The sequence below is a fragment of the Cedecea sp. Ae19-4 genome, from assembly GCF_059801165.1.
On sequence record NZ_JBCHWG010000001.1, the window covers coordinates 2,282,571 to 2,308,420 of the forward strand.

Below are 25,850 nucleotides of genomic sequence, written 5' to 3' on the forward strand. Positions count from 1 at the left end.
TTTTCCTTTATAGGCGATTTTCACTGCTGCCGATGGGGTGGCGGGCGACAAAATGCCCCGGCCCCACCGCAACCAGCGGTGCTACGTGCGGTTCATCCCCCAGGCTGCGTGTGGCGCTGGGGATCTCATCAGACACTAAAACAGGCTTGCGTCCCTTGCGGGTTGGGTCAGCCACCGGTACCGCCGCCATGAGTTTGCGGGTGTACGGATGCTGCGGGTTTTCAAACACGGCGCGGCGCGGGCCAATTTCAACAATCTGGCCCAGATACATGACCGCCACGCGATGGCTGATACGTTCCACGACGGCCATGTCGTGGGAAATAAACAGAAAAGCGATGCCAAATTCGCGCTGGAGGTCGAGCAGCAGGTTAACGATTTGCGCCCGAATCGACACATCCAGCGCCGAGACGGACTCGTCGGCAATCACCACCTTCGGGTTCAGCGCCAGCGCGCGGGCAATACAAACCCTCTGCCGCTGGCCGCCGGAGAATTCATGCGGGTAACGCCACGCGTGCTCAGGCTGTAAACCGACTCGCTCAAGCAGCCAGGCGACGCGCTGCTGGGCCTCTTCTTTAGGCATCGCATGGTGCACCAGTAGCGGCTCCATAATGGAGTAGCCGACGGTCTGGCGCGGATCCAGCGAGGCATACGGATCCTGGAAAATAAACTGAATGTCTTTGCGAACGTGCTGCAGCTCGCCGTTAGGCAAATTGTCAATACGCTGACCGTTAAAGGTGATGGTGCCGCCCTGGGTTTCCACCAGCCGCAGCAGCGAGCGCCCGGTGGTCGATTTACCACAGCCGGACTCGCCCACCAGCGCCAGCGTTTCGCCGGGCAATAAATCAAAACTCACCTTTTCAACGGCATGTACCTGGCGCGTCACCCGGTTGAATATTCCGCTACGCAGCGGGAAGCGGGTCACCAGATCGCGAACTTCAAGCACCGGCTTCGCGCCGGGAGGAATCGTATCCTGCTCGGTTTCGGGCTCTTGCTGATTCGGTTGGCCTGGGACAATCAACGGGAATTTGCGCGGTAAATCGCTGCCGTTCATGGCGCCAAGCCTTGGTACGGCAGCCAGCAAAGCCTGGGTGTAGGCGTGCTTAGGGTTCTGGAATATTTGCTCCACGGTGCCGGTTTCAACCGCTTCCCCCCGGTACATCACCAGCACCCTGTCGGCGATGTCCGCCACCACGCCCATATCGTGGGTGATGAAAATGACGCCCATCTGCATTTCATCCTGCAGAACGCGAATAAGCTGCAGGATTTGTGCCTGAATAGTCACGTCGAGGGCAGTTGTCGGCTCATCGGCGATCAATACGGCCGGGCGGCAGGAGAGCGCCATAGCAATCATCACTCGCTGGCGCATCCCCCCGGAAAGCTGGTGCGGATAGCGGTTCAGGATGGCCTGTGCTTCAGGAATACGCACGCGTTCTAACATACGCTTTGCTTCCGCCAGCGCCGCACGTCCATCAAGCTTTTGATGTAAACGGATGGACTCAGCGATTTGTTCGCCCACGGTGAACACCGGATTAAGCGAGGTCATCGGCTCCTGGAAAATCATGGCCACATCCGCCCCGCGCACGCGACGCATCTGGGCGTTGCTCAGCTCGGGCAGGTTCAGCACCTCTTTATTACGCCGACGCAGCAGCAGCTTGTCGCAGCTAACCTGCCCGCCACCCTGCTCCAGCAGGCGCATCAGCGCCATCGCCGTGACCGACTTCCCGGAACCAGACTCGCCCACGATAGCCAGCGTTTCGCCCCGGTTAAGGGTCAACGACAGGTGGCGTACCGCGTCGGCAACCTGCTGCTGTTGGCGAAAGCGAATATTGAGGTCGCTAACGGCAAGCACCTGCTCGTCCGGTAGCTCATGACTGTGCGGCATCAACTCTCCTGGTCACGATAAATTCCTACGTTCGGGGCATCGCCGACAAAGCCAAAGCCACGGTACATTCCTTCGCTGTTAAACGGCAGCGCGACGTTCCCCTGATTGTCGATGGCAATCATGCCGCCGCTGCCACCCAGCGCGGGCAGTTTCTCCATCACCACGCGGTCAACGGCCTGCTGCAGACTTAGTCCGGCATACTCCATCAGGGCCGCAATATCGTAGGCCGCCAGCGTGCGGATAAAAACTTCGCCCGTGCCGGTGCAGGACACGGCCACGTTGGCGTTGTTGGCATAGCAGCCCGCGCCGACTAAGGGAGAATCCCCTACCCGGCCCGGCAGTTTATTGGTCATTCCGCCGGTGGACGTTGCCGCCGCCAGATTCCCCAGTTTATCCAGCGCCACTGCGCCTACCGTGCCAAATTTTTTATCGGCATCAATCGGCTCAGCCCCGTCATGATCCAGCAGAGTCTGTTGACTTTCACGGGCGCGCAGCAGCTGCTGATAGCGTTCTTCGGTCGAAAAGAGCGTGGCTTCGACCGGCTCAAGCCCATTCTGCGCGGCAAAACGCTCCGCCCCTTCGCCAATCATCAGCACGTGCGGGCTGTTTTCCAGCACTAATCTTGCCGCCAGGATCGGGTTGCGAATATGGCTCACGCCCGCCACCGCCCCGGCATTCAGGCTGTTGCCATCCATCACGCAGGCGTCCAGCTCATGTGTACCTTCACTGGTGAACACAGATCCTATCCCGGCGTTGAACAGCGGGCATTCTTCGAGCAGGCGCACCGCCTCGGTCACCGCGTCCAGCGCGCTGCCGCCGCGTTCAAGGATCTGCTGCCCGGCTTCAACAATGTCGGAGAGTGCGCTAATAAACTGCAGCTCTTTTTCCGGCGTCAGGTGGGCGCGGGTCAGGGCTCCGGCCCCGCCATGAATAGCGATAACGGCTTTGGTCATTCGGCATTGCCTGTAGAAAGTGATATCCGGCAGCGTTTTTTCTATAAATATCAGAATCGTTGCCAAACATTGATACGATTTTTGAATATAGAAAGACGTAAAAGTGTTGTAAAGAAAATTGACTTTACTCTATGAGCCTTTTGCCGCCCTGGCGGGAAGGAGAAATAGCGGCCAATTAAACCAAAGCCGCTATTTCTGTGGTAATAACAAAATCTTAGAACTTCGCGCTGATCCCCACGTTGTAGCTGGTCTGGTTCCCGTCGCTTAAGCCTGCCGTTTGTGCCACCGCCGCGAATGCGGACACGGTATTCGAAAGCGGCATATCTGCCCCGACGGCGATATCGGCCCAGTTTTTATCCAGCTGTTCACCGCTGCGGCTGAAGGTCAGCGCCGTGGATTTTAGGCCGCCGTTCGCCCGATAACTGTCATCGCCGAACTGATGGCGATAGCTTGCCTGCGCCCAGGGATTGATGACGCCCAGCTTCGTGTCCACGCGCCAGCCCGCGCTGCCGATTTGCGAATGGCCGTTCTGGTCGCCAAAGCGCATAGCCGTGCTGCTGCTGCCGTTTTCGCTGTAGCCGTTTACGTGGCTGTAATCCCAGGCGTACTGCAGCACCGGCCCGGTGGTTAGCCAGGCCGTGACGGGGATATCGTAGCCAGCCGTCAATCGCGCGCCATACAGCCTGCCGTCGGTGTCGCCTTTTTCCGTGCGGGTAAGCTGCCCCAGGGTGATATCGCGCTGAATATTGGTGAAGTCGGCAGAGAGATAATGCACGTCCCCGTTCAGCCAGGCCTGGCCCGCGCGAAGCTGGCCAAAGAGCGCCGCCTGAAAACCTCGGGTATCGTAGCGGTAGCCGTCGTCCGGGCGCTGATTGTCCAGCGAACCGGCGATCAGCCCGCCCAGCAGCACGTTTTCGTTCAGCTGATAGTCGAGACCGACCGTCAGGTTATTGGTGTTACCTTTGCCGTCGCCGGTTTCGCTATTGCCGCTGTACCGCTGATACCCGCCGCTGTAGCCGCCAAACACGCCCAGTGAACCTGCGGCGTTATCGCCCTGCCGCAACTGCTGATAGCGGCTGTCGAGCGTTGCCCGGCTGCCGCGCACCATCGCCTGCGTGCCCTGGTTCAGGCGAGTGACCTGGACGGGCGCGACGATAATCGACTCAATGTACTGGGCAATGATGCTGTGAACCTGCGGGCTCGGGTGGAAATGATCGGCAAACAGATAATCCTGCGCGGCGTTAAATCCCGGCGTGGAGCTGGTGCAGTCGGTCGCCGCCACGCCCGGCGGGCAGGCCATCCCGGCGCTGTTTGTCAGACCGAAGGCCTCAGGATTAGCCAGAATCTCCTGGAAGACACCGTTGATATCCGCCCGGGCGATATTCCCCCCATGCTGCAGCAGGGCCTGATCTTCGGCGCTGTTGTAGAACGTGGTAAGCAAAGCGGCCTGCTGCACGGCCCGATCGTAGGCGGCTATCAGCTGCGCGGCTACCCCTTGCTGAACGAGCGGATTGGCACTGACAACGGAAGCCGCCGCCTGCAGTGCCTGATGAATCGCCTGCTGACGACTCGCCAGGTCAGGCGTTTGTGCCGCATCCAAAGACGCATAGGCAGCCTGAATCGCAGGCGTGGCCGCCGCCCCAAGCCCGGCGCTGAGTACCAGTTCCATTAGCGTTGGCGTGGCGCCGATATTCGGAACGTTCGGCACCACCACCAGCCCGGCGCCCGCATCAAGCAAAGCCCCCACCTGAGCGGCGGCGTTGGCCGCGCTATTGGCCGCTATCCCCTGCGCCAGCGCAGGCTGAGTGGCGGCCGCGGCAAGATCGTTGCCACCGATCCAGTGAATATATAAGCCGTTGCCATCCGCCCGCCCACCGGTCTGGCTCAGGTAGCGCTGAACCTGGCTTTGCGTATTATCGGCCGGATTAAGCGCGGGCACAGCGGTGCCCCCGCCTGCGGCATAGTTGCTCCCACCTTCGCGGGAAGGCGTCAGCGTCAGGCCATAATGTGCGGCGAGCTGCTCGTCATAGAGCTTGTTCTGGCTGCTGTTCCAGGTCCAGCGCCCGTTGTTGCCGGTATCGCTGAGGCTGTCGCCAAAAACGGTGAGGGAATCAAAGGCAAATGCAGATGAGGTGAAGCCCACAGCGGCGGCCAGCATACTGAATTTGAATGCTTTTTGTTTGCTTATCATCAGTTCTTCCTTGCAAGGTTTTTTATTAGCCACAATGACTATAGCCAATGGCGATTGACACGCAGGCCGAGCGTAAAGAAGAAACGTGACAACGTGATGTAACGCATGTCCGACCACTGACGAAAGGTTTTTGCTGATCCCAGACATGCCGTCAGGCGGCGTTTTCTGCCATACTAAGGCCTTATTTTGCCCCTGCCCCAGGAGTCATGAATGGAATTTACCGCCGGGCTGATCCCGCTTGAAACCGCACTTGAACAGATGCTGTCCCGTATTCATCCGTTGTCTGAAACAGAAACCCTGCCGCTGCTGCTGGCCACGGGCCGCGTCACGGCGTCCCCGGTGGTCTCGCCGCTGGATGTCCCCGGTTTCGATAACTCAGCGATGGACGGCTACGCGGTGCGGCTGGCGGATATCAAAGCCGGGGGCGCACTGCCCGTCGCCGGGAAAGCCTTCGCCGGACAACCGTTTAGCGGTGAATGGCCTGCAGGCACCTGCGTGCGCATCATGACCGGCGCGCCGATCCCTGTCGGAGCTGAAGCCGTTGTGATGCAGGAAGAGACGGAAGTCACCGAAAGCGGCGTGCGTTTTAACGCTCCGGTGAAGAACGGCCAGAATATTCGCCGTCGCGGTGAGGATATCCATCAGGGCGCCAGCGTGCTGGCCGCAGGCGTGAAATTAACCGCCGCCGAACTGCCGCTGATTGCCTCGCTGGGCATCCCGGAAGTGAAGGTCTTTCGCAAAGTGCGTGCGGCGGTGTTCTCCACCGGCGATGAACTCCAACTTCCGGGCCAGCCGCTGGCCGAAGGCCAAATCTACGATACCAACCGCCTGGCGGTGCACGTCATGCTGGAGCAGCTGGGCTGTGAAGTGATCGACCTCGGCATCGTTCGGGATGACCAGGCGGCCCTTCGCGCGGTGTTTAACGAAGCGGACAGCCGGGCAGATGTGGTCATCAGCAGCGGCGGTGTTTCCGTGGGCGAAGCCGATTACACCAAACAAATCCTCGAAGAACTGGGCGAAGTCGGCTTCTGGAAGCTGGCGATTAAACCGGGCAAACCGTTTGCCTTTGGACGCCTGAAAAACAGCTGGTTCTGCGGTCTGCCGGGCAACCCGGTTTCCGCCGCTCTGACGTTCTACCAGCTAGTGCAGCCGCTGCTGGCGAAGCTGAGCGGGCAAATCGCCAGCCCTCTGCCGCCGCGCATGCGCGTTCGCACCGTCGGCAAGCTGAAGAAATCCCCTGGCCGCCTCGACTTCCAGCGCGGCATTCTTCGCCGCAATGAGCAAGGCGACCTGGAAGTGTTAAGCACCGGGCATCAGGGATCGCATATTTTCAGCTCCTTCAGCCAGGCCAACTGTTTTGTGGTGCTGGAGCGCGAACGCGGCAACGTAGAGGCCGGGGAATGGGTTGAGGTCGAACCGTTTAATCCGCTGTTCGGAGGCTGAAATGGTCGAGCTTAGCGATGAGGAGATGCTGCGCTACAACCGCCAGATTGTGCTGCGCGGCTTTGACTTTGACGGCCAGGAAAAGCTTAAGGCTTCGCGAGTGCTCATCGTCGGGCTGGGCGGGCTGGGCTGCGCGGCGGCACAGTATCTGGCGGCCGCGGGCGTGGGCCAGCTCACGCTGCTCGATTTCGACACCGTTTCGCTCTCAAACCTCCAGCGGCAAACGCTGCACAGCGATGCCACAATTGGCAAACCGAAGGTGGATTCCGCGCGGGATTCACTGGCGGCGATTAATCCGCATATCCAACTCGACACCGTCAATGCGATGCTCGAATACCCTCAGCTTTCCGGGTTAATCGCCCGCCACGATGTGGTGCTGGACTGCACGGATAACGTGGCTATACGCAACCAGCTCAATCGCGGCTGCCATCAGCATAAGATCCCGCTGGTGTCCGGGGCGGCCATTCGCATGGAGGGCCAGATTAGCGTCTTCACGTATCAGGATAACGAGCCCTGCTACCGCTGCCTGAGCCGTCTGTTTGGCGAAAGTACGCTGAGCTGCGTTGAGGCTGGCGTTATGGCCCCGCTGGTCGGGATTATCGGCTCGCTGGAAGCCATGGAGGCCATCAAGCTGCTGGCAAACTACGGCACCCCAGCGCGCGGGAAAATCGTGCTTTACGATGCGATGACCTGTCAGTTCAGAGAGATGAAGCTGACACGTAACCCGCAGTGTGAAGTGTGCGGGTAGAAACGAAAACGGGGATATCATTATCCCCGTTATTTTTAGACCGCCAGATCGGTGAGCATCACCTTGGCAATTTCGAAGTAAATCAGCAGCCCGGTTCCGTCGATTAAGGTGGTGATAAACGGCGCCGACACCACGGCCGGATCGATATTCACCTTACGAAGCAGCATCGGAATAATCGAAGAAACAATCGCGCTCCAGACGGTGATGGCGATGAGCGTCAGGCTGACCACCATCATCACTTCCATACCCACGCCCAGCATCCAGGCCCGAATAAACCCGGCGGTGCCAATGGTTAAGGCAATGAGCACCGAGGCCGAGATCTCCTTGCGCAAAATAGCGCCCAAATCCTTTAGCCCCACTTCGCCGAGCGCCATCGCCCTGACCAGCGTCGAGGTAATTTGTGTGCCGGTATTGCCGCCGGTGCCAATCAGCAACGGGATAAAGAACGCCAGCGCAATCGCCGCCTCAAGCTGATCTTCAAACGATTTAATCACCGAGCTGGTGTAAGCCTCGGCCACAAACAGCAGCAGCAGCCAGACCGATCTTTTGCGCCACAGCGTAAAGACGCTGCTTTGCAGATAGGGCGTTTCCAGCGGCGACGACGCGCCCTGCAGCTGGCTGTCCAGCGTGTTTTCGTCCTCAAGCAGCTGAGCGATTTCCTGCGGGCCCAGCACGCCTTTCAGCTTGCCGTAGCTCAAAACAGGGATGTAGTTAGCGCCCGCCTTTTTAATATCCACGCAGGCTTCATGCCGCGTTTTTTCCGGCGTTAATGAGAACGCCACGGGCCGCATCAGATCACTGAGTAGCGCCTCTTTGTCGGCCTGCAGCAGTGATTTTACCGGCACGAGGCCAAACAGATGAGCATCGTCGTCCACCACAAATATCTGCGACGGGATCTGCTCATTTTTAATGCCCGAACAGAACAACGCCTGCGCATCCTGCACCGAAGTGCCCGGCGGTAAAGCGATGTAATCCTGGCTCAGGTAAGCCAGCACGGTGTTTTGTGAGTCTGAGGATGGCAGCTTGACGGACACGGCCAGAGAAGCGCGGGAGTGCGCTGAGGTATTAGTTGAAAAGGTCATGATTTTTCCCCGGTTACTGTTTTAAAAATAAACAGTCCTCATCCTGGGGCGAAGCAAGATATGAGAGTGCTGACGCTATCTCCATGTCTCGGTTTTAGCACTGCACAACGTATCCCCTAAAGCGGGGGAAGTTACCTGGGGTTATACCTTCGCTCGATATAACCTGTCCTAATCTTGGGCGTCTCTCGACGTCGTCAGATCAGCAACCTATGTTTGTACAGGAGCCTCGCCTAACGAGATACTGCAAGTCTTCCGCGGCCTATAGTAGGGATTTAAACTTCGGGCGCAAGGCAAAGAACCTGCGCTGTTTAGGGTTTATTTATGCTTTTTTTCTGCTCAGTCGTAGAGTTTATCGCTGGTCACCGCCGGTCGACCCTTCCCCGCTCCCACGCGCCGCACTGAAGCCTGCACCTTTAGCGTACCGCCCAACAGAATATTCACCACCGGCGCTTCCGGGCGCATCAGGCGCTGCTGCAGCAGTTGAACCGCCTCCTCACCCAGCTCGTCCCTGGGAACATGAACCGAGGTTAAAGGCACGTCATGGATTTCGGCCAGGTTAAAGCCATCGATGCTCATTACTGACATATCCTGCGGCACGCGCAACCCTGCTTTTTGCAGAGCACTAACGGCACCTGCCGCCATAAAATCGCCGCCGACTAACAGCGCGCTCGGCCAGGCCGGCCGCGGCGTAACGGCCAGATAGTCGCTGATTAAGGCCTCGCTCTCTTTGGCACCGAAGCTTTGGGCGACTAACAAATGCCGGGTCTCATCAAACGACAAATTACGGCTGTCCCACGCATCCCGAATCCCGGCCAGGCGCTGTTCCATGGTGTAGCGACGCAGGCACATTACCGTCAGTACGCCTTTATGCCCCATGTCGAACAGATAATTTGCGGCAAAGCGGCCGGTCATCAGGTGATCCGGCGCCACGCCTGAAAGACGCATTTTGCGATCCTGGCAGTTGATCAGCACGCAAGGCTTGCCCAGATCCGCCGCCAGATCGTGGATGTGCGGATCATCAATCCCCAGCAGAATGGCCGCTTCGGTTTCCGCCTCGTTCATCTTGCTGAGAAACAGTCCGGTATCGCTGTCATTCTCTTCCAGCGCGCAGAAGCGCAGCCTGGCGTCGTGAGGTACCAGCGCCTTGCCGATGCCCTGCATCACCCGGTAGTAGAAGACGTCCAGCCGCTCATCAAACGCCCGACGGGGCGCAAAAACCACCAGGCTGTTGACCAATAATCTGCCCGCGGCAATGCCCTGCAATACCCCCTTAGCTTTGGCGCAGGCCAGTACCCGTTGGCGGGCCGACTCGCTGGTATTCCCCTTACCCGCCAGCACGCGGGAAACGGTGCTTATCGACAGCCCCGTTTGCGCGGCAATTTCGGTGATTTTTAGCGTTTTACTCATTTTGTGATCGACGCCCGTTTGTGAAATGAAAAAATTTTCATGACTGCGAGTACGCCATAGTGCCGGAGATTTAGCGTTATTTCTTCGCGTCGGATCGAGGTAGTGAAAATATTTGCAAAAATTGCGCTATTGGTTGGCTGATAACTCAATTACGCTCCATTTTGTTAACCAATAAGGTTCTCACTGAAAGTGAAAATAAAATTAAAAATATAAAAATCAAATAATTAAATTACATCCATCGCCAAAAATAGTGGCATACCAATTCTACTAATTACCCTACAAGGTGGAGTGAACTATGAGTCATGGCATCGACCAACCGATAACCGCCGTTAAGGCAGGACGCGTTTTCCGACATTTGCGCTGGTGGGTTCTGGTTCTGTTCTTACTTGGCGTCACCGTGAATTACATCACGCGTAATGCGCTGGGGATCCTGGCGCCTGAACTGAAAACCTCCCTCGGCATTACCACCGAACAATATTCCTGGATAGTCGGTGCTTTTCAGCTGGCCTATACCCTGTTCCAGCCTCTCTGCGGCTGGCTGATCGACGTGATTGGCCTGAAGATCGGCTTTCTGATCTGCGCCAGCATCTGGGCGGTGATGTGCATGCTGCATGCCGGCGCCGGGAGCTGGCTACAGCTGGCTATTTTGCGCTTCATGATGGGCGGCGCGGAGGCCGCAGCCACGCCCGCCAACGCCAAAACGCTGGGTGAATGGTTCCCGAAAAAAGAGCGACCGATTGCCGCAGGCTGGGCCGGGGTGGGCTTTTCCATCGGCGCAATGCTGGCTCCGCCGATTATCTATTTTGCCCACAGTTTTTTTGGCTGGCAGGGTGCCTTTATGTTCAGCGGCGCGCTGGCGCTAGGGTGGGTTGTGCTGTGGTGGCTGTTTTACCACAACCCGGAACAGCACCCGAACCTGAGCAAGGAAGAACTGGCGTTCATCAAGCAGGACAACGAGCCGCCCGCCGTGAAACTGCCGTTTTTCACCGCCCTGAAAACCGTCTCCAAAAATAAACGCTTTTACGGCATCGCCATTCCAGCTTTTATGGCGGAACCCGCCTGGGCGGTCCTGAGCTTTTGGGTTCCGCTTTACCTGGCCAACGAACGCGGAATGGATCTCAAACAGATTGCTATGTTCGCCTGGCTGCCGTTCCTCGCTGCCGATATCGGCAGCATTGCCAGCGGCTATCTGACCAAAGTTTACGTCCGTATTTTTGGCTGCTCGCGCACCAATTCCGTGGTGGCGAGTTCGGTAACCGGCGCGTTCCTGATGCTTTCTCTGGCGCTGGTCGCCGTCACCAAAGATCCCTGGATTGCCATCCTGCTTATCTCCATCGGCGGCTTCGGGCACCAGATTATCTCCTGCATGCTCAGCGCGCTGGTGGTGGACTCTTTTGATAAAGGCCAGATGGCCACCGTCAACGGCATGCGCGGTTCGGCGGCCTGGATTGCCAGCTTTATCTTCTCTCTGATCATCGGCGTGACCGCCGACAAGATTGGCTTCAACCCGCTGTTTATCGCCATGGGCTTTTTTGATCTGATCGGCGCGGTGTTCCTGGTGGCATTTATCGCCGAACGCCGCGCAAAACGCACCTGAATGGATGGTCTCTCATGAAAACACTTAAGAACTGGACGCTCGCAAAACAAGATGACAGCCAGGTTATCCTGACCCTCGACGGCAAGCATTCGCTGCACCTGTATGTGCTGGAAGATAAGCTGTTTCGCGTGCTGATTAAACGTCAACAGGGCCTGGCGCTGGACCGCACCTGGAGCATCGCCCCGCAGCAGGATGTCCCGTGGGAGGGGCGCGACCGCGAAAGTCACGCCGGGTTTACCCTGCCCGGCTTCACGCTGGAACAGCAATCGGATAGGCTCATTATCAGTAGCGAAAGCCTGCGCGTGACCGTGCGTCAGCCGCTTTATCTGGAGTGGGAATACAAATCCGCCCAGGGCGAATGGCTGCCCCTCGCCTGCGATCGCCCCACCAGCGCCTACCAGCTTAACGCTCACGGCGATGGCGTGGCACACTATCAGCGGCGCTTTGCCGGGGAGCGCTTTTACGGGCTGGGTGAAAAAGCCGGGCCGCTTAACCGCACCGGCAGGCGCTATGAGATGCGTAATCTGGACGCAATGGGCTATAACGCGGTGTCGACCGACCCGCTTTACAAGCATATTCCCTTCACCATTACGCGCCGGGACGACGTCAGCTTTGGCCTGTTCTATGACAACCTGAGCAGCTGCTGGCTGGATCTGGGCAACGAGATAGACAACTATCATCTGGCCTATCGCCGCTGGCAGGCAGAAGCCGGCGATCTGGACTATTACCTGTTTCTCGGCCCGCGCGTGCTGGACGTCACCAAGGCCTTCGTGCGCCTGACCGGGAAAACCTTCTTCGGGCCAAAATGGAGCCTCGGCTACAGCGGCTCAACGATGCATTACACCGACGCACCCGACGCCCAAAATCAGCTGATGAACTTTATTCGGCTGAGCCAGCAGCACGCGATTCCGTGCGACTCATTCCAGCTTTCGTCGGGCTACACCTCCATCAATAACAAACGCTACGTGTTTAACTGGAATTATGAAAAGGTGCCGCAGCCGAAGGTGATGAGCCAGGCGTTTATGGCGGCCGGGATCCGGCTTGCGGCCAACATCAAGCCTTGTCTGCTGCAGGATCATCCGCGTTATGAGGAGGTTGCCAAAGACGGGCTGTTTATCAAAGATTCGGAATCCGATGCGCCGGAACACTCCAGCTTCTGGGACGATGAAGGCTCTCATCTGGACTTCACCAACCCGGCCACGGTGAAGTGGTGGCAGGCTGGCGTCACCACACAGCTGCTGGAAATGGGCATTGGCTCCACCTGGAACGACAACAACGAATACGAAGTGTGGGACGGGGAAGCGCGCTGTCACGGCTTTGGCCAGCCGATAGCCATCAAACATATTCGCCCGGTCATGCCGCTGCTGATGATGCGCGCTTCGATGGAGGCTCAGCAGAAATTTTCCCCGGAAAAACGCCCATATCTGATTTCCCGTTCCGGTTGCGCCGGGATGCAGCGCTACGTCCAGACGTGGAGCGGCGACAACCGCACCAGCTGGGATACGCTGCGTTACAACACGCGGATGGGCGTCGGCATGAGCCTGTCCGGCCTGTTTAACGTCGGGCATGACGTTGGCGGTTTTTCGGGCGACAAACCTGACGCCGAGCTTTTCGTGCGCTGGGTTCAGAACGGCGTGATGCACCCGCGCTTCACCATCCATTCGTGGAATGATGACCACACAGTGAACGAACCCTGGATGTATCCGGCGGTGACTCCGGCCATCCGCAGCGCCATTGAGCTGCGTTATCGCCTGCTGCCCTATTTCTACACGCTGCTGTGGCAGGCACACGCGGATGATGAACCCATGCTGAGGCCGACGTTCCTCGACCATGAACATGACGTGAAGACGTTTGATGAATGCGATGAGTTCCTGCTGGGCCGGGATCTTCTGGTGGCAAGCGTGGTGGAACCAGGACAACGCGAACGTACTTTATGGCTGCCGGCCAATGAGCACGGCTGGTACGACTATTATTCCGGCCAGTGGTTTAGCGGCGGCCAGACCATCACCCTGCCCGCCCCGCTTGAGCGTTTGCCATTGCTGGTTCGCGCCGGTGCGGCTCTGCCTCACAGCGAACGCATCAGCTACGTTTCCCCGCAGGACGATACCGTTCGTGAGATAAAAATTTACCCGCTGCAGGGCACCGGGACGTCCCACGGCGTGTTGTTTGAGGATGACGGAGAATCCTGGGGCTATAAAGAAGGCAACGCGCTCTGGCTTAGCTGGGAAATAACCTGCTCAGCCAACGAGATTAACGTGGCCTTTAGCCGCAAGGGGGATTATTTGCCCGCGTGGCGCGAGATTAAGCTGTCTTTGCCTGAGGGAGAAAGGCGTCGATTGCTGGTGAACGGCGTGGAATGCGAGGTATGGGGGCTGTAATTGCCCCTCACCCCGGCCCTCTCCCCAAAGGGGCGAGGGGGAAAACAACAGGGCAGAACAGTACATAATCTATTCCCTCTCCCTTTTAGGGAGAGGGTTAGGGTGAGGGTAAAATTACCCGTCGATTCCTTTGCTACGCAGGTAATCTTCGTAGCCGCCGGTGAAGTCAATCACGCGCTCTGGGGTAATTTCCAGCACGCGGGTTGCCAGCGAGCTAACAAACTCACGGTCGTGGGAAACGAAGATCAGCGTCCCCTGGTACATTTCCAGCGCCATGTTCAGCGACTCGATGGATTCCATATCCAGGTGGTTCGTTGGTTCATCCATGATCAGGATGTTTGGTTTTTCCATCATCAGCTTGCCGAACAGCATACGGCCCTTCTCGCCCCCGGAAAGGACTTTGGCCGGCTTCTTGATGTCGTCCTGGCTGAACAGTAGACGACCCAGGATGCTGCGCACCGCCTGTTCGTCGTCGCCTTCCTGCTTCCACTGGCTCATCCAGTCAAAGACGGTCAGATCGTTTTCGAACTCGTATTCATGATCCTGGGCGTAGTAGCCAATCTGAGCATTTTCAGACCACTTCACGCTGCCGTTTTCCGGGGTCAGCTCGCCGACCAGGGTTTTCAGCATGGTAGATTTACCCACGCCGTTGGCACCCAAAATGGCAATCTTCTCGCCCACTTCCAGCAGCAGGTTGAAGTTTTTAAACAGCGGGCCGTTCTCGAACCCTTTGGTCACAGCTTCAACTTCAAGGGCGTTACGGAACAGTTTCTTATCCTGCTCGAAGCGGATGAACGGGTTCTGACGGCTGGACGCCTTCACTTCATCCAGCTTGATTTTATCAATCTGACGGGCACGGGAGGTGGCCTGGCGAGATTTGGAGGCGTTGGCGCTAAAGCGGCTAACGAAGGATTGCAGGTCTGCAATCTGCGCTTTCTTCTTCGCGTTGTCCGCCAGCAGGCGCTCGCGAGCCTGAGTTGCCGCCGTCATGTACTCGTCGTAGTTGCCAGGGTAAACGCGCAGCTCGCCGTAGTCCAAGTCAGCCATATGGGTGCAGACCATATTCAGGAAGTGACGGTCGTGCGAGATAATGATCATGGTGCTGTCGCGTTCGTTCAGCGTCTGCTCCAGCCAACGGATGGTGTCGATGTCCAGGTTGTTCGTTGGTTCGTCGAGCAGCAGGAGGTCCGGGTTAGAGAACAGCGCCTGCGCCAGCAGCACGCGCAGCTTCCAGCCTGGAGCAACTTCGCTCATCGGGCCGTAGTGCTGCTCCAGCGGAATGCCCACGCCAAGCAGCAATTCACCGGCACGTGCTTCTGCGGTGTAGCCGTCCATCTCGCCGTATTTCACTTCGAGGTCGGCAACTTTGTAACCGTCTTCTTCGCTCATCTCAGGCAGGGCATAAATGCGGTCGCGTTCCTGCTTCACTTCCCACAGTTCGCCGTGGCCCATGATAACGGTGTCGAGTACGGTGAATTTTTCGAAGGCGAACTGATCCTGACGCAGCTTACCGATACGCTCGTTTGGGTCGAGAGAAACGTTGCCAAGCGTTGGCTCTAAGTCCCCGCCGAGGATTTTCATGAACGTGGATTTGCCGCTTCCGTTCGCGCCAATCAGGCCGTAACGGTTGCCGCCGCCAAATTTAACGGAGATATTTTCGAACAGCGGTTTGCTGCCAAACTGCATGGTAACGTTGCTGGATACAAGCACTGGTATGTCCTGGAGAAATAAGTTGTCGAGATTTTGGAATGTGATTTCGGCCACATTATGCCATAACTATGATAAAGGGTCGCCCCGCATCTTCACCGTACAATAGTTAATCAGTGTGAAAAAATTGTGATTTCATCCACATCTGATTTCCCAGATGAATGTAATGCACATATAATGCGCGGCTGAATCGTCCATGAACACTCACTAGCTGGCCCGTCTGGCATAACACTCGCATAACATGAATATGAAATTACGCTCGCTTTTACTGGCTTTTGTGGCTGTCGCGTCTTTCTCTGCTTCCGCCGTGACTTATCCGTTACCGACTAACGGCAGCCGCCTGGTTGGTGAAAACCAGGTTATCACTATTCCTGAAGGCAGCACCGCGCCGCTGGAAGAGTATGCCGCACAGTACCAGATGGGTCTGTCTAACATGCTGGAAGCTAACCCAGGCATTGACCCGTACCTGCCAAAAGCCGGCACCATTCTGAACATCCCTCAGCAGTTGATCCTGCCGGACACCGTGCATGAAGGGATTGTGATCAACAGTGCCGAAATGCGCCTCTACTATTACCCGAAAGGCACCAACACGGTGATCGTGCTGCCAATCGGTATCGGCCAGCTGGGGAAAGATACCCCGATCAACTGGACCACCAAGGTAGAGCGTAAGAAAAATGGCCCAACCTGGACCCCGACGGCGAAAATGCATGCGGAATACGCCGCAGCCGGTACGCCGCTGCCAGCCGTTGTTCCCGCTGGCCCGGACAACCCAATGGGCCTGTACGCGCTGTACATCGGTAACCTGTATGCGATTCACGGCACCAACGCCAACTTCGGTATCGGTCTGCGCGTAAGCCACGGCTGCGTGCGTCTGCGTAACGAAGACATCAAGTTCCTGTTCGACAACGTGCCGGTTGGCACCCGCGTTCAATTCATTGATGAGCCGGTAAAAGCCACCACCGAGCCAGACGGCAGCCGCTACATCGAAGTTCACAACCCGCTTTCCACCACTGAAGCGCAGTTCAACTCCGATGAAATCGTGCCGATTAAACTGACCAGCAGCGTTCAGCAGGTGACCGCTCAGTCCGACGTTGACACCACCGTTGTTGACCAGGCGATTCAGAACCGTTCCGGGATGCCGGTTCGTCTGAACTAAGTCCAGCAGTTTGCAAAATAGCGGCCTCCGGGCCGCTTTTTTATTGCCCGAAATCCGCCCGACAACCTTCACGCAGGGAATGTTTGTTATGCTGATAATTCATGATGTGATGGATAGCACAATTTTGAGTTTAATTGTATGATGAATGCGTTTCTTAAAGGGTAACCTCCATGCGCAACTCGTTCACGATAATCTGGCAGTATCTTCGCGCTTTTGTCTTAATTTACCTGTGTTTATACGCCGGTATTTTTGTCGCCTCTTTACTGCCTATCGTCATTCCCGGCAGCATTATCGGCATGCTGATTTTGTTTGTGCTGCTGTCGCTGCAGATCCTGCCGGCGAAGTGGGTAAAACCCAGCTGCCATTTGCTGATTCGCTATATGGCCCTTCTGTTCGTCCCTATTGGCGTGGGCGTGATGCAGTATTACGACGTGCTGAAAGCCCAGTTTGGCCCGGTGGTGGTATCCTGTTTGATCAGCACGCTGGTGGTGCTGGTTATCGTGAGCTGGAGCTCACATCTGGTACACGGTGAAAGAAAAGTGATTGGTGAAGGCGAGGCAGAGAAAAAATGATGCACTTTATATGGTGGTCTTTACCGTTAACGCTGGTGGTGTTTTTTGCCGCCCGCAAGCTGGCCGCCCGGTTGAAATCCCCGCTGCTGAACCCGCTGCTGGTTTGCATGGTGGTGATCATTCCTTTTTTGCTGCTGACCGGCATTCCTTACGACCACTATTTTAAAGGCAGCGAAGTGCTCAACGACCTGCTGCAGCCCGCCGTTGTAGCCCTGGCCTTCCCGCTCTATGAGCAAATACACCAGATTCGCGCCCGCTGGAAATCCATTATTACCATCTGCTTTATTGGCAGCATGGTGGCGATGTCCACCGGCACCTCTATTGCATTATTGATGGGGGCGTCCCCGGAAATTGCCGCTTCGGTCTTGCCAAAATCCGTCACCACGCCAATTGCAATGGCGGTTGGCGGCGGCATTGGTGGTATCCCGGCTATCAGCGCCGTCTGCGTTATCTTCGTCGGTATTCTTGGCGCGGTATTTGGCCACACGCTGCTGAACATGATGCGCATCAATACCAAAGCCTCACGCGGGCTGGCAATGGGTACCGCTTCCCACGCGCTCGGCACCGCTCGCTGTGCGGAACTGGACTTCCAGGAAGGGGCTTTTAGCTCGCTGGCGCTGGTGATTTGCGGGGTCATGACGTCGCTTATCGCTCCGTTTTTATTCCCGGTACTGCTGAAGCTTTTCGGCTAAAGCTTGCGAGAGATCGCGCACTTTCAGATTTGTTTTCATAAGTTGCATAAACAATTAGAACTAGATCACATATTTGGCCGGTACAGATCCGTAAACTACGTTTCCGTTACCTTTGATGAGGCTTTAACATGCGTTCACGTTTTGATGCCGCCGTTGTGCAACTCCCCGCCGCGCTGCAAACCGCTTTGCAACCCCTGCTTGCCGACGACCACTTCCCGGCTATGTTTACCGCAGCCGAAGTTGAAGCGCTAAAACATCAAACCGGGCTGGGTGGCCAAGACCTGGCTTTCGCTCTGTTGCCGCTGGCCGCAGCCTGTGCCCGCGCAGACCTCTCTCATTTTAACGTCGGCGCCGTCGCGCGAGGCGTCAGCGGGAATCTCTATTTTGGCGGCAACATGGAGTTTCTGGGTGCCACCATGCAGCAAACCGTGCACGCCGAACAAAGCGCCATTACCCACGCGTGGATGCGCGGCGAAAAAGGCCTGGTTGATATCACCGTCAACTACACGCCCTGCGGTCACTGCCGTCAGTTTATGAATGAACTGAACAGCGGCACCGCGCTGGGTATTCATCTGCCTGGCCGCATGCCTTCCACTCTGGGTGAATATCTGCCGGATGCCTTTGGCCCGCGCGACCTGGACATCAAAACGCTGCTGCTGGATGAAGAAAACCACGGTTTTGCGCTGAAAGGGGATGCCCTGACCCAGGCGGCAATAACCGCGGCTAACCGCAGTCATGCGCCTTACAGTCAAGCCCCGGCAGGCGTTGCGCTGGAAATGGTCGACGGGAAAATCTTCACCGGATGCTATGCGGAAAACGCTGCGTTTAACCCTTCCCTTCCGCCGCTGCAGGCCGCGCTGAACCTGCTTTCTCTGAATGGTTACGACTACCCACAAATTAAGCGCGCCGTGCTGGCAGAAAAAATCGATGCGCCGCTGCTGCAGTGGGATGCCACCTCCGCCACGCTGAAAGCGCTGGGCTGTGAAGCCGTTGAGCGTGTTAATATTGCTCAATAATTCTCCGTTGCGGGTGTACCCACACTCGCATTGTTGAAATTTGCCCCAACTGAACCCGCGTTTCTTGCTCTTGAGGGCCGGGTAAAGTAGCCTTGGATGAAATTTCACCCCGCGAATGAGTCTGCAAGTCCATGTTGAAGCGCGTGTTTTACAGCCTGCTTATTGTTATCGGCTTAATGCTGGCGGCTGCGCTCGGGCTCGACCGCTGGATCAGCTGGAAAACCGCCCCCTACGTCTACGATGAACTGCAGGACTTGCCCTATCGCCAGGTGGGTGTAGTGCTCGGCACCGCCAAGTATTACCGCACCGGCGTCATCAATCAGTATTACCTGTACCGTATTCAGGGCGCGCTGAACGCCTACAACAGCGGCAAGGTGAACTACCTGCTGCTCAGCGGCGATAACGCGCAGCAAAGCTACAACGAGCCGATGACCATGCGCAAAGACCTGATCGCAGGCGGCGTTGATCCGGCGGATATCGTGCTGGATTACGCAGGCTTCCGCACGCTGGACTCGATTGTCCGCACCCGTAAAGTCTTTGATACCAACGATTTCATCATTATCACCCAGCGCTTCCACTGCGAGCGTGCGCTGTTTATCGCGCTGCATATGGGGATTCAGGCGCAGTGCTACGCGGTACCTTCCCCAAAAAACATGCTGACCGTGCGTACCCGCGAATTTGCCGCTCGCCTGGGGGCATTAGCGGATCTCTATCTCTTCAAGCGTGAGCCGCGTTTTCTCGGCCCGTTAGTGCCTATTCCGTCGCAGCAGGAAGTCCCGGAAGACGCGCAGGCCTATCCGGCCGTTACGCCGGAGCAACTGCTGGAAATCCAGAAAAAAGAGAAGAAGTGAGATAAACTATTGCGGTCATTTTGATAGCGCCTCTTCCGTCGTCGCCTTTCCTAATTCCTCAACTGCTGCATTCTTATTCCCTTGAATCCGACATCTGAGTTCGCCCTTATGCCTTTCACCCCATATTATTTTGGCGGAGCGCAATATCTCCATCTCAATAAGTGAGAAACTTTAATTCTCAACCTTTAACTCATAAACAAAATGAATTAAGACCAAAAACCTTTCTTTCGTAGGCCATTTAGGTGAATGTTGAATAATATGCATTCCCGCGGAGTGTATTACATGGAATTCACTTCCCCTACCTTAGTCCTCATAAAAATAGAGAAAATGAAATTTACAAACAGCTTATTTAGAACCGCAGGCAAAATACCTTTATTAAGATCGCATGACTGGCCCTTTGGAAAAATAGAGGTCGTGCTTGCCTATAACTTTAAAAAACGCCGACCTCATGAATATGCTTACCTGAAGTCAAAATATAAAGACATGCTTGAGCTGGTAGGTCGAGAGTCTGAGAGCGAAGAAAAAAAGTATATTTATAACAACTTCCACTATCTTCAGTCCGTGACGGAAAATGACCGCATAGATATTTTTGCTCACGCCAGTGAACATATGCTGGGTCACTACAGCCCCGAGGCGCTGGCGGATGATTTGAAAAAAATGTCTCTACGCCGCGTGGGCGTGATCAAATTTCAGGCTTGCTATATTGGAAAGGGTAACTGGCTGGAAAGAGCGCGAGATATCTTCATCAGTAAGGGAATCAGTTTTGCTTACATGGCAGCCCCCACCAACCGTATAGTATGGAATAATCCGTTCACTAAATATGTAAAAGGTGATCGAGAATTAGCCTATAAAGTGGTTAAAGGTAATATTAATAAACAGTTTCCTGGTACAAGATATACAGGATAAATTATTTACCTTCATTTGTGCCACCTGTGGGTAAGATGAACGGCAGTATCAGGGTGTTAAAGCCATTAACACTGAGATATCAGGGGCGCAGCTTATGCCAGAAAATCGAAGCCGCGCCCGGTCAAAATACGGTTACCGCAGAAATTACTTCTTACGCGCGTACTTCAGGGAGTCCAGCGCCACGGCGAAGATGATAATGCCGCCCTTGATGATGTACTGCCAGTAAGGGTTCACGCCGATATAGGTCAGGCCGTAGTTAATAACCGTAAAGATAATTACCCCTGTCACCACGCCCAGCACCGTCCCTACCCCGCCGCTGAACGACACGCCGCCCACCACGCACGCCGCAATCGCATCCAGCTCGTACATAAAGCCGAGGTTGTTGGTGGCCGAGCCGATACGGCCCGCTTCCAGCATCCCGCCAAAGGCATAGAACACGCCGGACAGGGCATAAATCATGATCAGGTTCAGCGCCACGTTAACGCCGGAGACTTTCGCCGCTTCCGGGTTGCCGCCGATAGCGAAGATGTTTTTCCCAAAGCGGGTTTTGTTCCACAGCACCCACACAAACAGCACCGCAAACAAGGCGTAGAACGTAATGTACGACAGGCGGAAGCTACCCAGCGCGATAAAGCCCTGCGTGAAGGTAGAGAAGTGGGAGTCAAACCCGGAAATCGGCGACGCGCCCACGAAGTCGTAATACAGGGAGTTGATCCCGTACACGATGATCATGGTGCCCAGGGTAGTGATAAACGGCGTCACGTTCAGGTAAGCGATAATGATCCCGTTCACCAGGCCAATCACCGCGCCCACGGCGCAGACAATCAACAGCACCAGCGGAATCGGCATGGTGTGCATGTCCGGGAACACCTTGTTGACGTTATCCATTGATTGCAAAAGCGTAGCCGCCACAACCGCCGCCAGCCCCACCTGGCGCCCTGCGGACAGGTCAGTCCCCTGGGTGACAATCAGCCCAGCCACACCGAGCGCGATGATAATACGCACCGAAGACTGGGTCAGAATGTTACTCAGGTTAAGCAGGCTTAAGAACGTCGGATCCTGGAAAATAATGATCGCCAGCAACACCAGCAGCACCACGTAGATGCCGCCCTCTTTTAGATAAGTTAGAAAACTCTTCTTATTTAACGCACTCATTTTTAATAGCCCCTAAATCATCACAGGTGCACAGACGCAAGACGTAAAATTTCGTTCTGCGTTGTTGTTTTGGTGTCTACAATTCCGGCCACGAGCCCGTTGCTCATCACCAGAATACGGTCTGTAATCCCTAACAATTCCGGCATCTCGGACGAAATGATAATGATCCCTTTCCCTTTTTTGGCAAGCTCAGCAATCAGCTGATAAATCTCAAACTTGGCGCCCACATCAATGCCGCGCGTCGGTTCATCCAGCATCAGGATTTCCGGCTGGGTCAGCAGCCAGCGGCCAATGATCACCTTCTGCTGGTTACCGCCGGACAGCGAGCCGATAGAAGTGCGGTGCCCCGGGGTTTTCACGCGCATGGAGTCGATAACCCACTGGGTATCGCTTTTCATGCGGGAGTTATCCAGCAGGCCGACCTTATTTTTGTAGTTACGAATATTGGAAATGAGTGAGTTAAAACCGATATCCAGGTAGGCGTAAATCCCGGTTGAGCGACGCTCTTCGGTCACCAGCGCAAAACCGTGATTAATCGCTTCGTTCGCGCTGCTGTTGTTGATTTTTTTTCCGTGAAGCTTGATGGTACCGCCAGATTTCTCGCGGATACCAAACAGCGTTTCTACAATGTCGGTACGCTTCGCGCCGACGAGGCCCGCAATGCCGAGGATTTCACCTTTATGCAGATCAAAGGAGATATCACGAATCGACGGCTGGCGCAGCGAGGTCAGGTTGCGGACTTCAAGGATCACTTCGCCCGGCACGTTGGATTTGTCCGGGAAGCGCTGGTTCAGGGAGCGGCCGACCATCATGGCGATGATTTTGTCCATATCCAGCCCTTCCAGCGGCTGGGTGGCAATCCACTGCCCGTCGCGCAAAATCGTAATTTCATCGCACAGCTGGAATATTTCTTCCATTTTATGGGAGATATAAACAATCCCGCAGCCGCGATCTTTTAATTTGCGAATAATTTTAAAGAGATGATTAACTTCTTTTTCCGTCAGCGAGGACGTTGGCTCATCCATAATAACGATTTTGGCGTTATAGGAAAAAGCCTTGGCGATTTCAATCATCTGCATTTGAGAAACGGACAGCGTACCGACGCGGGCTCGCGGGTCGATATCAATATCCAGCTCATCAAATATCTCTTTGGTGTCGCGGTACATTTTATCCTGATCGACAAACACGCCTTTGGTCGGGTAGCGTCCAAGCCACATGTTGTCCATCACGGTGCGCTGCAGAACCAGGTTAAGCTCCTGATGCACCATAGAAATACCGTTTTCCAGCGCATCTTTCGTGCTGCTGAAATTCACCTCTTTTCCCTGGAAAAGGATACTGCCGGAATCTTTGCTGTAGATCCCAAAAAGGCATTTCAATAATGTCGATTTGCCCGCACCGTTTTCACCCATCAGGGCGTGAATAGAGTGTGGCCGTACTTTTAAATTAACATTATCCAGTGCCTTAACGCCGGGGAAGGATTTATTAATGCCGGTCATTTCCAGCAAAAATTCCGTCGGCGTAGCTGAGTTATTGTCGACCATAATTATACCTGTGTCGCTGAGTAACCTGCCTAAAGCCGGGCGCAGGTATCTGCGCCCGTGTACAACTAAAAAACGTTACCCTAAATAATTCGAGTTGCAGGCAGGCAACAAGCTCGATAATCCCCAGGCGCTTACATCAAGTAAGCAACTGGGGTGAGCGAGTGCAGTTCACGCCCCTGCGGCTCGAAGGATGACGGGTATTTATTTGCCGATGAACTGTGCGAGATTATCTTTATCCACGCCTACGTAAGGTACGCGTACGATTTTGTTCTCGATCTTCCAGTTGGTGCCTTCAGCGGCTGGCTTACCGTCGGCCAGGTTTTTCGCCAGGTCGAAGGTCGCTTTAGCCTGGTTGTTGGCATCGTTCAGCACGGTCCCGGCCATCGCACCGGATTTCACCAGTGCCAGCGCTTCCGGCAGGGCATCTACGCCAAACACTGGAATAGACGATTTGTTGTGGGCTTTCAGCGCTTCTACTGCACCCATTGCCATTGCGTCGTTGTTAGCAATAACCACTTCGATTTTGTTAGCGTTCGGGCCAGAGAGCCACGCGTCCATTTTGTCTTTAGCCTGAGCGGTATCCCACATCGCGGTATCCAGCTGCAGCTGCTGAGTTTTCAGGCCTTTGTCGTTCAGCTCTTTGATAACGTAGGTGGTACGTGCTTCGGCATCCGGGTGACCTGGTTCGCCTTTCAGCAGCACGAACTGGATCTGGCCGTCTTTGTTCAGGTCCCAGGCCGGGTTAGCCGCCCAGTGTTTAGCAATCAGGTCGCCCTGGATGATACCGGACTCTTTAGAGTCGGTGCCGACGTAGTAAGCTTTGTCGTAGCTATCCAACGCTTTGCGGGAAGGTTCTTTGTTGAAGAACACCACCGGCACGTTTTGCGCGCGCGCTTTTTCGATAACGGTGCCCGCGGCGGCCGGGTCAACCAGGTTGATGGCCAGCGCTTTCACGCCTTTTGCCAGCAGAACGTCAATCTGGTCGTTCTGTTTGGACTGGTCGTTCTGGGAGTCGTTCATCAGCAGCTGTACGTCAGGTGACGCTTTCGCATCTTTCTCGATAGCTTTACGAACCACTGACATGAAGTTGTCGTCATATTTATAAATCGTCACGCCAATACGGTCAGCGGCGTTCGCTGCGGCACCAAACAACATGCAGGACATCACGGCGGACAGAGTCAAAACCTTCTTATTCATGGTATCTCCGGTTTTTATTTTGCAGGGTAGTTCGCGTTCGAAACCAGGCAGGACAGTAATGTTATAAAAAAGTTACTGAATGCCGAAGTTATCCTAAAAAATGTGCACTTCCGTGTTCGGTAACAATCCAATACTGCGTTTTTATGAGCGTTAATGGCCTTATCACGACGCTAAAAATGAGCAGTCACCGTTACATCGTGTTTCAGCTGATAAAACGCTGACATAATAGTCAGCGCAATGTTAATTAACTGTGAATTTACTCACAGATTGAAACCGGTTACATCTAACTCTTTGACAGCGGAGTGATCGACGCCACATTTTGCTTTATCGCCACCGAATGACGACGGACTAAAGTCGGCATAAAACAGTGCGTTACATCACGATCCAGCTGGCCTGCTGCGCCCTGTAACGCCAGTTCGGTAGCTAAACGCGCCATCGAAACCACCGGATAGCGCACGGTTGTCAGCTGCGGGTCGGTGTAACGGGCAATGGGAATATCGTCGAAGCCGATGATAGATACATGCTGCGGCACGGCAATGCCGTTGTCTTTCAGCGCCGTTAGCGCGCCAGCGGCCATGCTGTCGTTATAGGAAAAGACCGCGCTAAGCTGCAGATTGCGCCCAAGCAGCTCAACCATCGCCGCTTCCCCGCCCTGCATATCCGGCGTGCCCATGCCGACCCAGCCCTCCGGCGGCACGATCCCCTGCTCCGCCAGCGCCTGCAGCCAGCCCTGATGCCGCTGGTCGTTATCCTCAATTTGATGGCTGGAGGCCAGGTACCCGATGCGCGAATGCCCCTGGTTCAGCAGCATCCGCGTAGCCATCACCGCGCCGCTGACGTTGTCCAGACAAACACAGCGGTGAGCGTAGCCGGGCACCAGGCGATTGATCAGCACCATGCCGGGAACCTGCTCCAGAAAAGTAGCCAGTTCCTCGTCGCTCAGCGCCTTGGCGTGCACAATCAGGGCGCTGCAGCGCTGGCGGATCAGCACTTCAATGGCATGACGCTCTTTGTCTTCCTGGTGGTAGCTGTTGCCGATCAGCAAATATTTATTGTGCTGCTGGGCAACCACATCCACGGCTTTGACCAGCGCCCCGAAGAAGGGATCGGAGACGTCCATCACCACCACGCCGATGGTGTCGCTCACTTGAGTAGCCAGCGCTTGCGCGTTGGCGTTTGGACGGTAGCCCAGCTCAGCAACCGCCTGCATGACGTTTTCGCGCGTTTCCGGGCTGACCAGCGCGCTGTTATTTAATACTCGGGATACTGTCGCTACTGAAACCCCGGCGATACGGGCAACGTCACGAATGGTAATCGGCGTTGGGGGAGTCGGTCTCATAGGTGCACCCTGTTTTAGGCAAGGTGGCTATTTTGCG

The 25,850-nt window shown here is 55.7% G+C and carries 20 protein-coding genes and 1 riboswitch; of the genes, 10 read left to right on the top strand and 10 right to left on the bottom strand.

Features of this window, described 5'->3' with window-relative positions; translation table 11 throughout:
• Positions 1-7 precede the first annotated feature (7 nt).
• From gsiA to AAIE02_RS10850, 3 genes are all read right to left on the bottom strand, one after another.
• Positions 8-1,882 (bottom strand): glutathione ABC transporter ATP-binding protein GsiA, encoded by a 1,875-nt coding sequence (gene gsiA / locus AAIE02_RS10840; RefSeq protein WP_498532520.1) that lies wholly within the window; start codon positions 1,880-1,882, stop codon positions 8-10.
• Positions 1,882-2,835: a beta-aspartyl-peptidase gene (iaaA, locus tag AAIE02_RS10845; RefSeq protein WP_166991090.1), complete on the bottom strand. Its 954-nt coding sequence runs from the start codon at positions 2,833-2,835 to the stop codon at positions 1,882-1,884. The genes gsiA and iaaA overlap by 1 nt, the downstream gene beginning before the upstream one ends.
• 214 nt (positions 2,836-3,049) lie before the next feature.
• Positions 3,050-4,993 carry an autotransporter outer membrane beta-barrel domain-containing protein gene (locus AAIE02_RS10850; RefSeq protein WP_498532689.1) on the bottom strand — a complete coding sequence of 648 codons (1,944 nt, stop codon included), beginning with the start codon at positions 4,991-4,993 and terminating at the stop codon, positions 3,050-3,052.
• A 243-nt stretch (positions 4,994-5,236) separates the two neighbouring features.
• On the opposite strand from AAIE02_RS10850, the gene moeA reads away from it, so the two are divergent.
• Together moeA and moeB are read left to right on the top strand one after the other, a co-directional pair.
• Positions 5,237-6,469: a molybdopterin molybdotransferase MoeA gene (gene moeA, locus AAIE02_RS10855; RefSeq protein WP_498532521.1), complete on the top strand. Its 1,233-nt coding sequence runs from the start codon at positions 5,237-5,239 to the stop codon at positions 6,467-6,469.
• A gap of 1 nt (position 6,470) precedes the next feature.
• On the top strand, positions 6,471-7,217 hold the full coding sequence (gene moeB, locus AAIE02_RS10860) for a molybdopterin-synthase adenylyltransferase MoeB (protein ID WP_336981633.1): 747 nt from the start codon (positions 6,471-6,473) through the stop codon (positions 7,215-7,217).
• A gap of 35 nt (positions 7,218-7,252) precedes the next feature.
• Here the strand turns inward: moeB and AAIE02_RS10865 are convergent, their stop codons facing one another.
• Both AAIE02_RS10865 and AAIE02_RS10870 read right to left on the bottom strand, forming a co-directional pair.
• Positions 7,253-8,299, bottom strand: a complete 1,047-nt coding sequence (locus AAIE02_RS10865; protein ID WP_205246625.1) for a magnesium transporter — start codon at positions 8,297-8,299, stop codon at positions 7,253-7,255.
• Between the two features lie 72 nt (positions 8,300-8,371).
• A riboswitch (M-box (ykoK) riboswitch) is annotated at positions 8,372-8,544 on the bottom strand.
• Between the two features lie 91 nt (positions 8,545-8,635).
• Positions 8,636-9,706, bottom strand: coding sequence for a substrate-binding domain-containing protein (locus AAIE02_RS10870; protein WP_166991081.1), 1,071 nt, complete (start codon positions 9,704-9,706; stop codon positions 8,636-8,638).
• Positions 9,707-10,001: 295 nt separating this feature from the next.
• Here AAIE02_RS10870 and AAIE02_RS10875 point away from each other — a divergent pair, with 295 nt between their 5' ends.
• The gene (locus tag AAIE02_RS10875) at positions 10,002-11,303 is read left to right on the top strand and encodes an MFS transporter (protein ID WP_008455232.1); all 1,302 of its coding nucleotides are present in this window, start codon (positions 10,002-10,004) and stop codon (positions 11,301-11,303) included.
• A 14-nt stretch (positions 11,304-11,317) separates the two neighbouring features.
• Positions 11,318-13,681, top strand: coding sequence for a glycoside hydrolase family 31 protein (locus AAIE02_RS10880; protein WP_498532522.1), 2,364 nt, complete (start codon positions 11,318-11,320; stop codon positions 13,679-13,681).
• A gap of 114 nt (positions 13,682-13,795) precedes the next feature.
• Here the strand turns inward: AAIE02_RS10880 and AAIE02_RS10885 are convergent, their stop codons facing one another.
• On the bottom strand, positions 13,796-15,391 hold the full coding sequence (locus AAIE02_RS10885) for an ABC-F family ATPase (RefSeq protein ID WP_498532523.1): 1,596 nt from the start codon (positions 15,389-15,391) through the stop codon (positions 13,796-13,798).
• A 238-nt stretch (positions 15,392-15,629) separates the two neighbouring features.
• Here AAIE02_RS10885 and ldtB point away from each other — a divergent pair, with 238 nt between their 5' ends.
• The 6 genes from ldtB (at position 15,630) to AAIE02_RS10915 (ending at position 20,581) form a co-directional block, all read left to right on the top strand.
• On the top strand, positions 15,630-16,544 hold the full coding sequence (ldtB, locus tag AAIE02_RS10890; protein WP_008455237.1) for a L,D-transpeptidase: 915 nt from the start codon (positions 15,630-15,632) through the stop codon (positions 16,542-16,544).
• A gap of 170 nt (positions 16,545-16,714) precedes the next feature.
• Positions 16,715-17,116 carry a CidA/LrgA family protein gene (locus tag AAIE02_RS10895; protein ID WP_039295384.1) on the top strand — a complete coding sequence of 134 codons (402 nt, stop codon included), beginning with the start codon at positions 16,715-16,717 and terminating at the stop codon, positions 17,114-17,116.
• Entirely contained in the window at positions 17,113-17,808 is a 696-nt protein-coding gene (locus tag AAIE02_RS10900; RefSeq protein WP_008455241.1) for a CidB/LrgB family autolysis modulator, read from the top strand. The genes AAIE02_RS10895 and AAIE02_RS10900 overlap by 4 nt, the downstream gene beginning before the upstream one ends.
• Before the next feature lie 128 nt (positions 17,809-17,936).
• Positions 17,937-18,824: a cytidine deaminase gene (gene cdd, locus AAIE02_RS10905; RefSeq protein WP_498532524.1), complete on the top strand. Its 888-nt coding sequence runs from the start codon at positions 17,937-17,939 to the stop codon at positions 18,822-18,824.
• A 131-nt stretch (positions 18,825-18,955) separates the two neighbouring features.
• Entirely contained in the window at positions 18,956-19,675 is a 720-nt protein-coding gene (gene sanA / locus AAIE02_RS10910) for an outer membrane permeability protein SanA (RefSeq protein WP_008455244.1), read from the top strand.
• Positions 19,676-19,957: 282 nt separating this feature from the next.
• Complete coding sequence (locus AAIE02_RS10915; RefSeq protein ID WP_034807793.1) at positions 19,958-20,581, top strand: hypothetical protein; 624 nt, start codon at positions 19,958-19,960, stop codon at positions 20,579-20,581.
• A 144-nt stretch (positions 20,582-20,725) separates the two neighbouring features.
• On the opposite strand, the gene mglC is transcribed toward AAIE02_RS10915, so the two are convergent.
• The 4 genes from mglC to galS form a co-directional block, all read right to left on the bottom strand.
• Positions 20,726-21,736, bottom strand: a complete 1,011-nt coding sequence (gene mglC, locus AAIE02_RS10920) for a galactose/methyl galactoside ABC transporter permease MglC (RefSeq protein WP_039295392.1) — start codon at positions 21,734-21,736, stop codon at positions 20,726-20,728.
• 20 nt (positions 21,737-21,756) lie between these two features.
• Complete coding sequence (mglA, locus tag AAIE02_RS10925; protein WP_498532525.1) at positions 21,757-23,277, bottom strand: galactose/methyl galactoside ABC transporter ATP-binding protein MglA; 1,521 nt, start codon at positions 23,275-23,277, stop codon at positions 21,757-21,759.
• Between the two features lie 201 nt (positions 23,278-23,478).
• Positions 23,479-24,474 carry a galactose/glucose ABC transporter substrate-binding protein MglB gene (mglB, locus tag AAIE02_RS10930; protein WP_008455250.1) on the bottom strand — a complete coding sequence of 332 codons (996 nt, stop codon included), beginning with the start codon at positions 24,472-24,474 and terminating at the stop codon, positions 23,479-23,481.
• Positions 24,475-24,757: 283 nt separating this feature from the next.
• Positions 24,758-25,813, bottom strand: a complete 1,056-nt coding sequence (galS, locus tag AAIE02_RS10935; protein ID WP_008455251.1) for an HTH-type transcriptional regulator GalS — start codon at positions 25,811-25,813, stop codon at positions 24,758-24,760.
• Positions 25,814-25,850 lie beyond the last annotated feature (37 nt).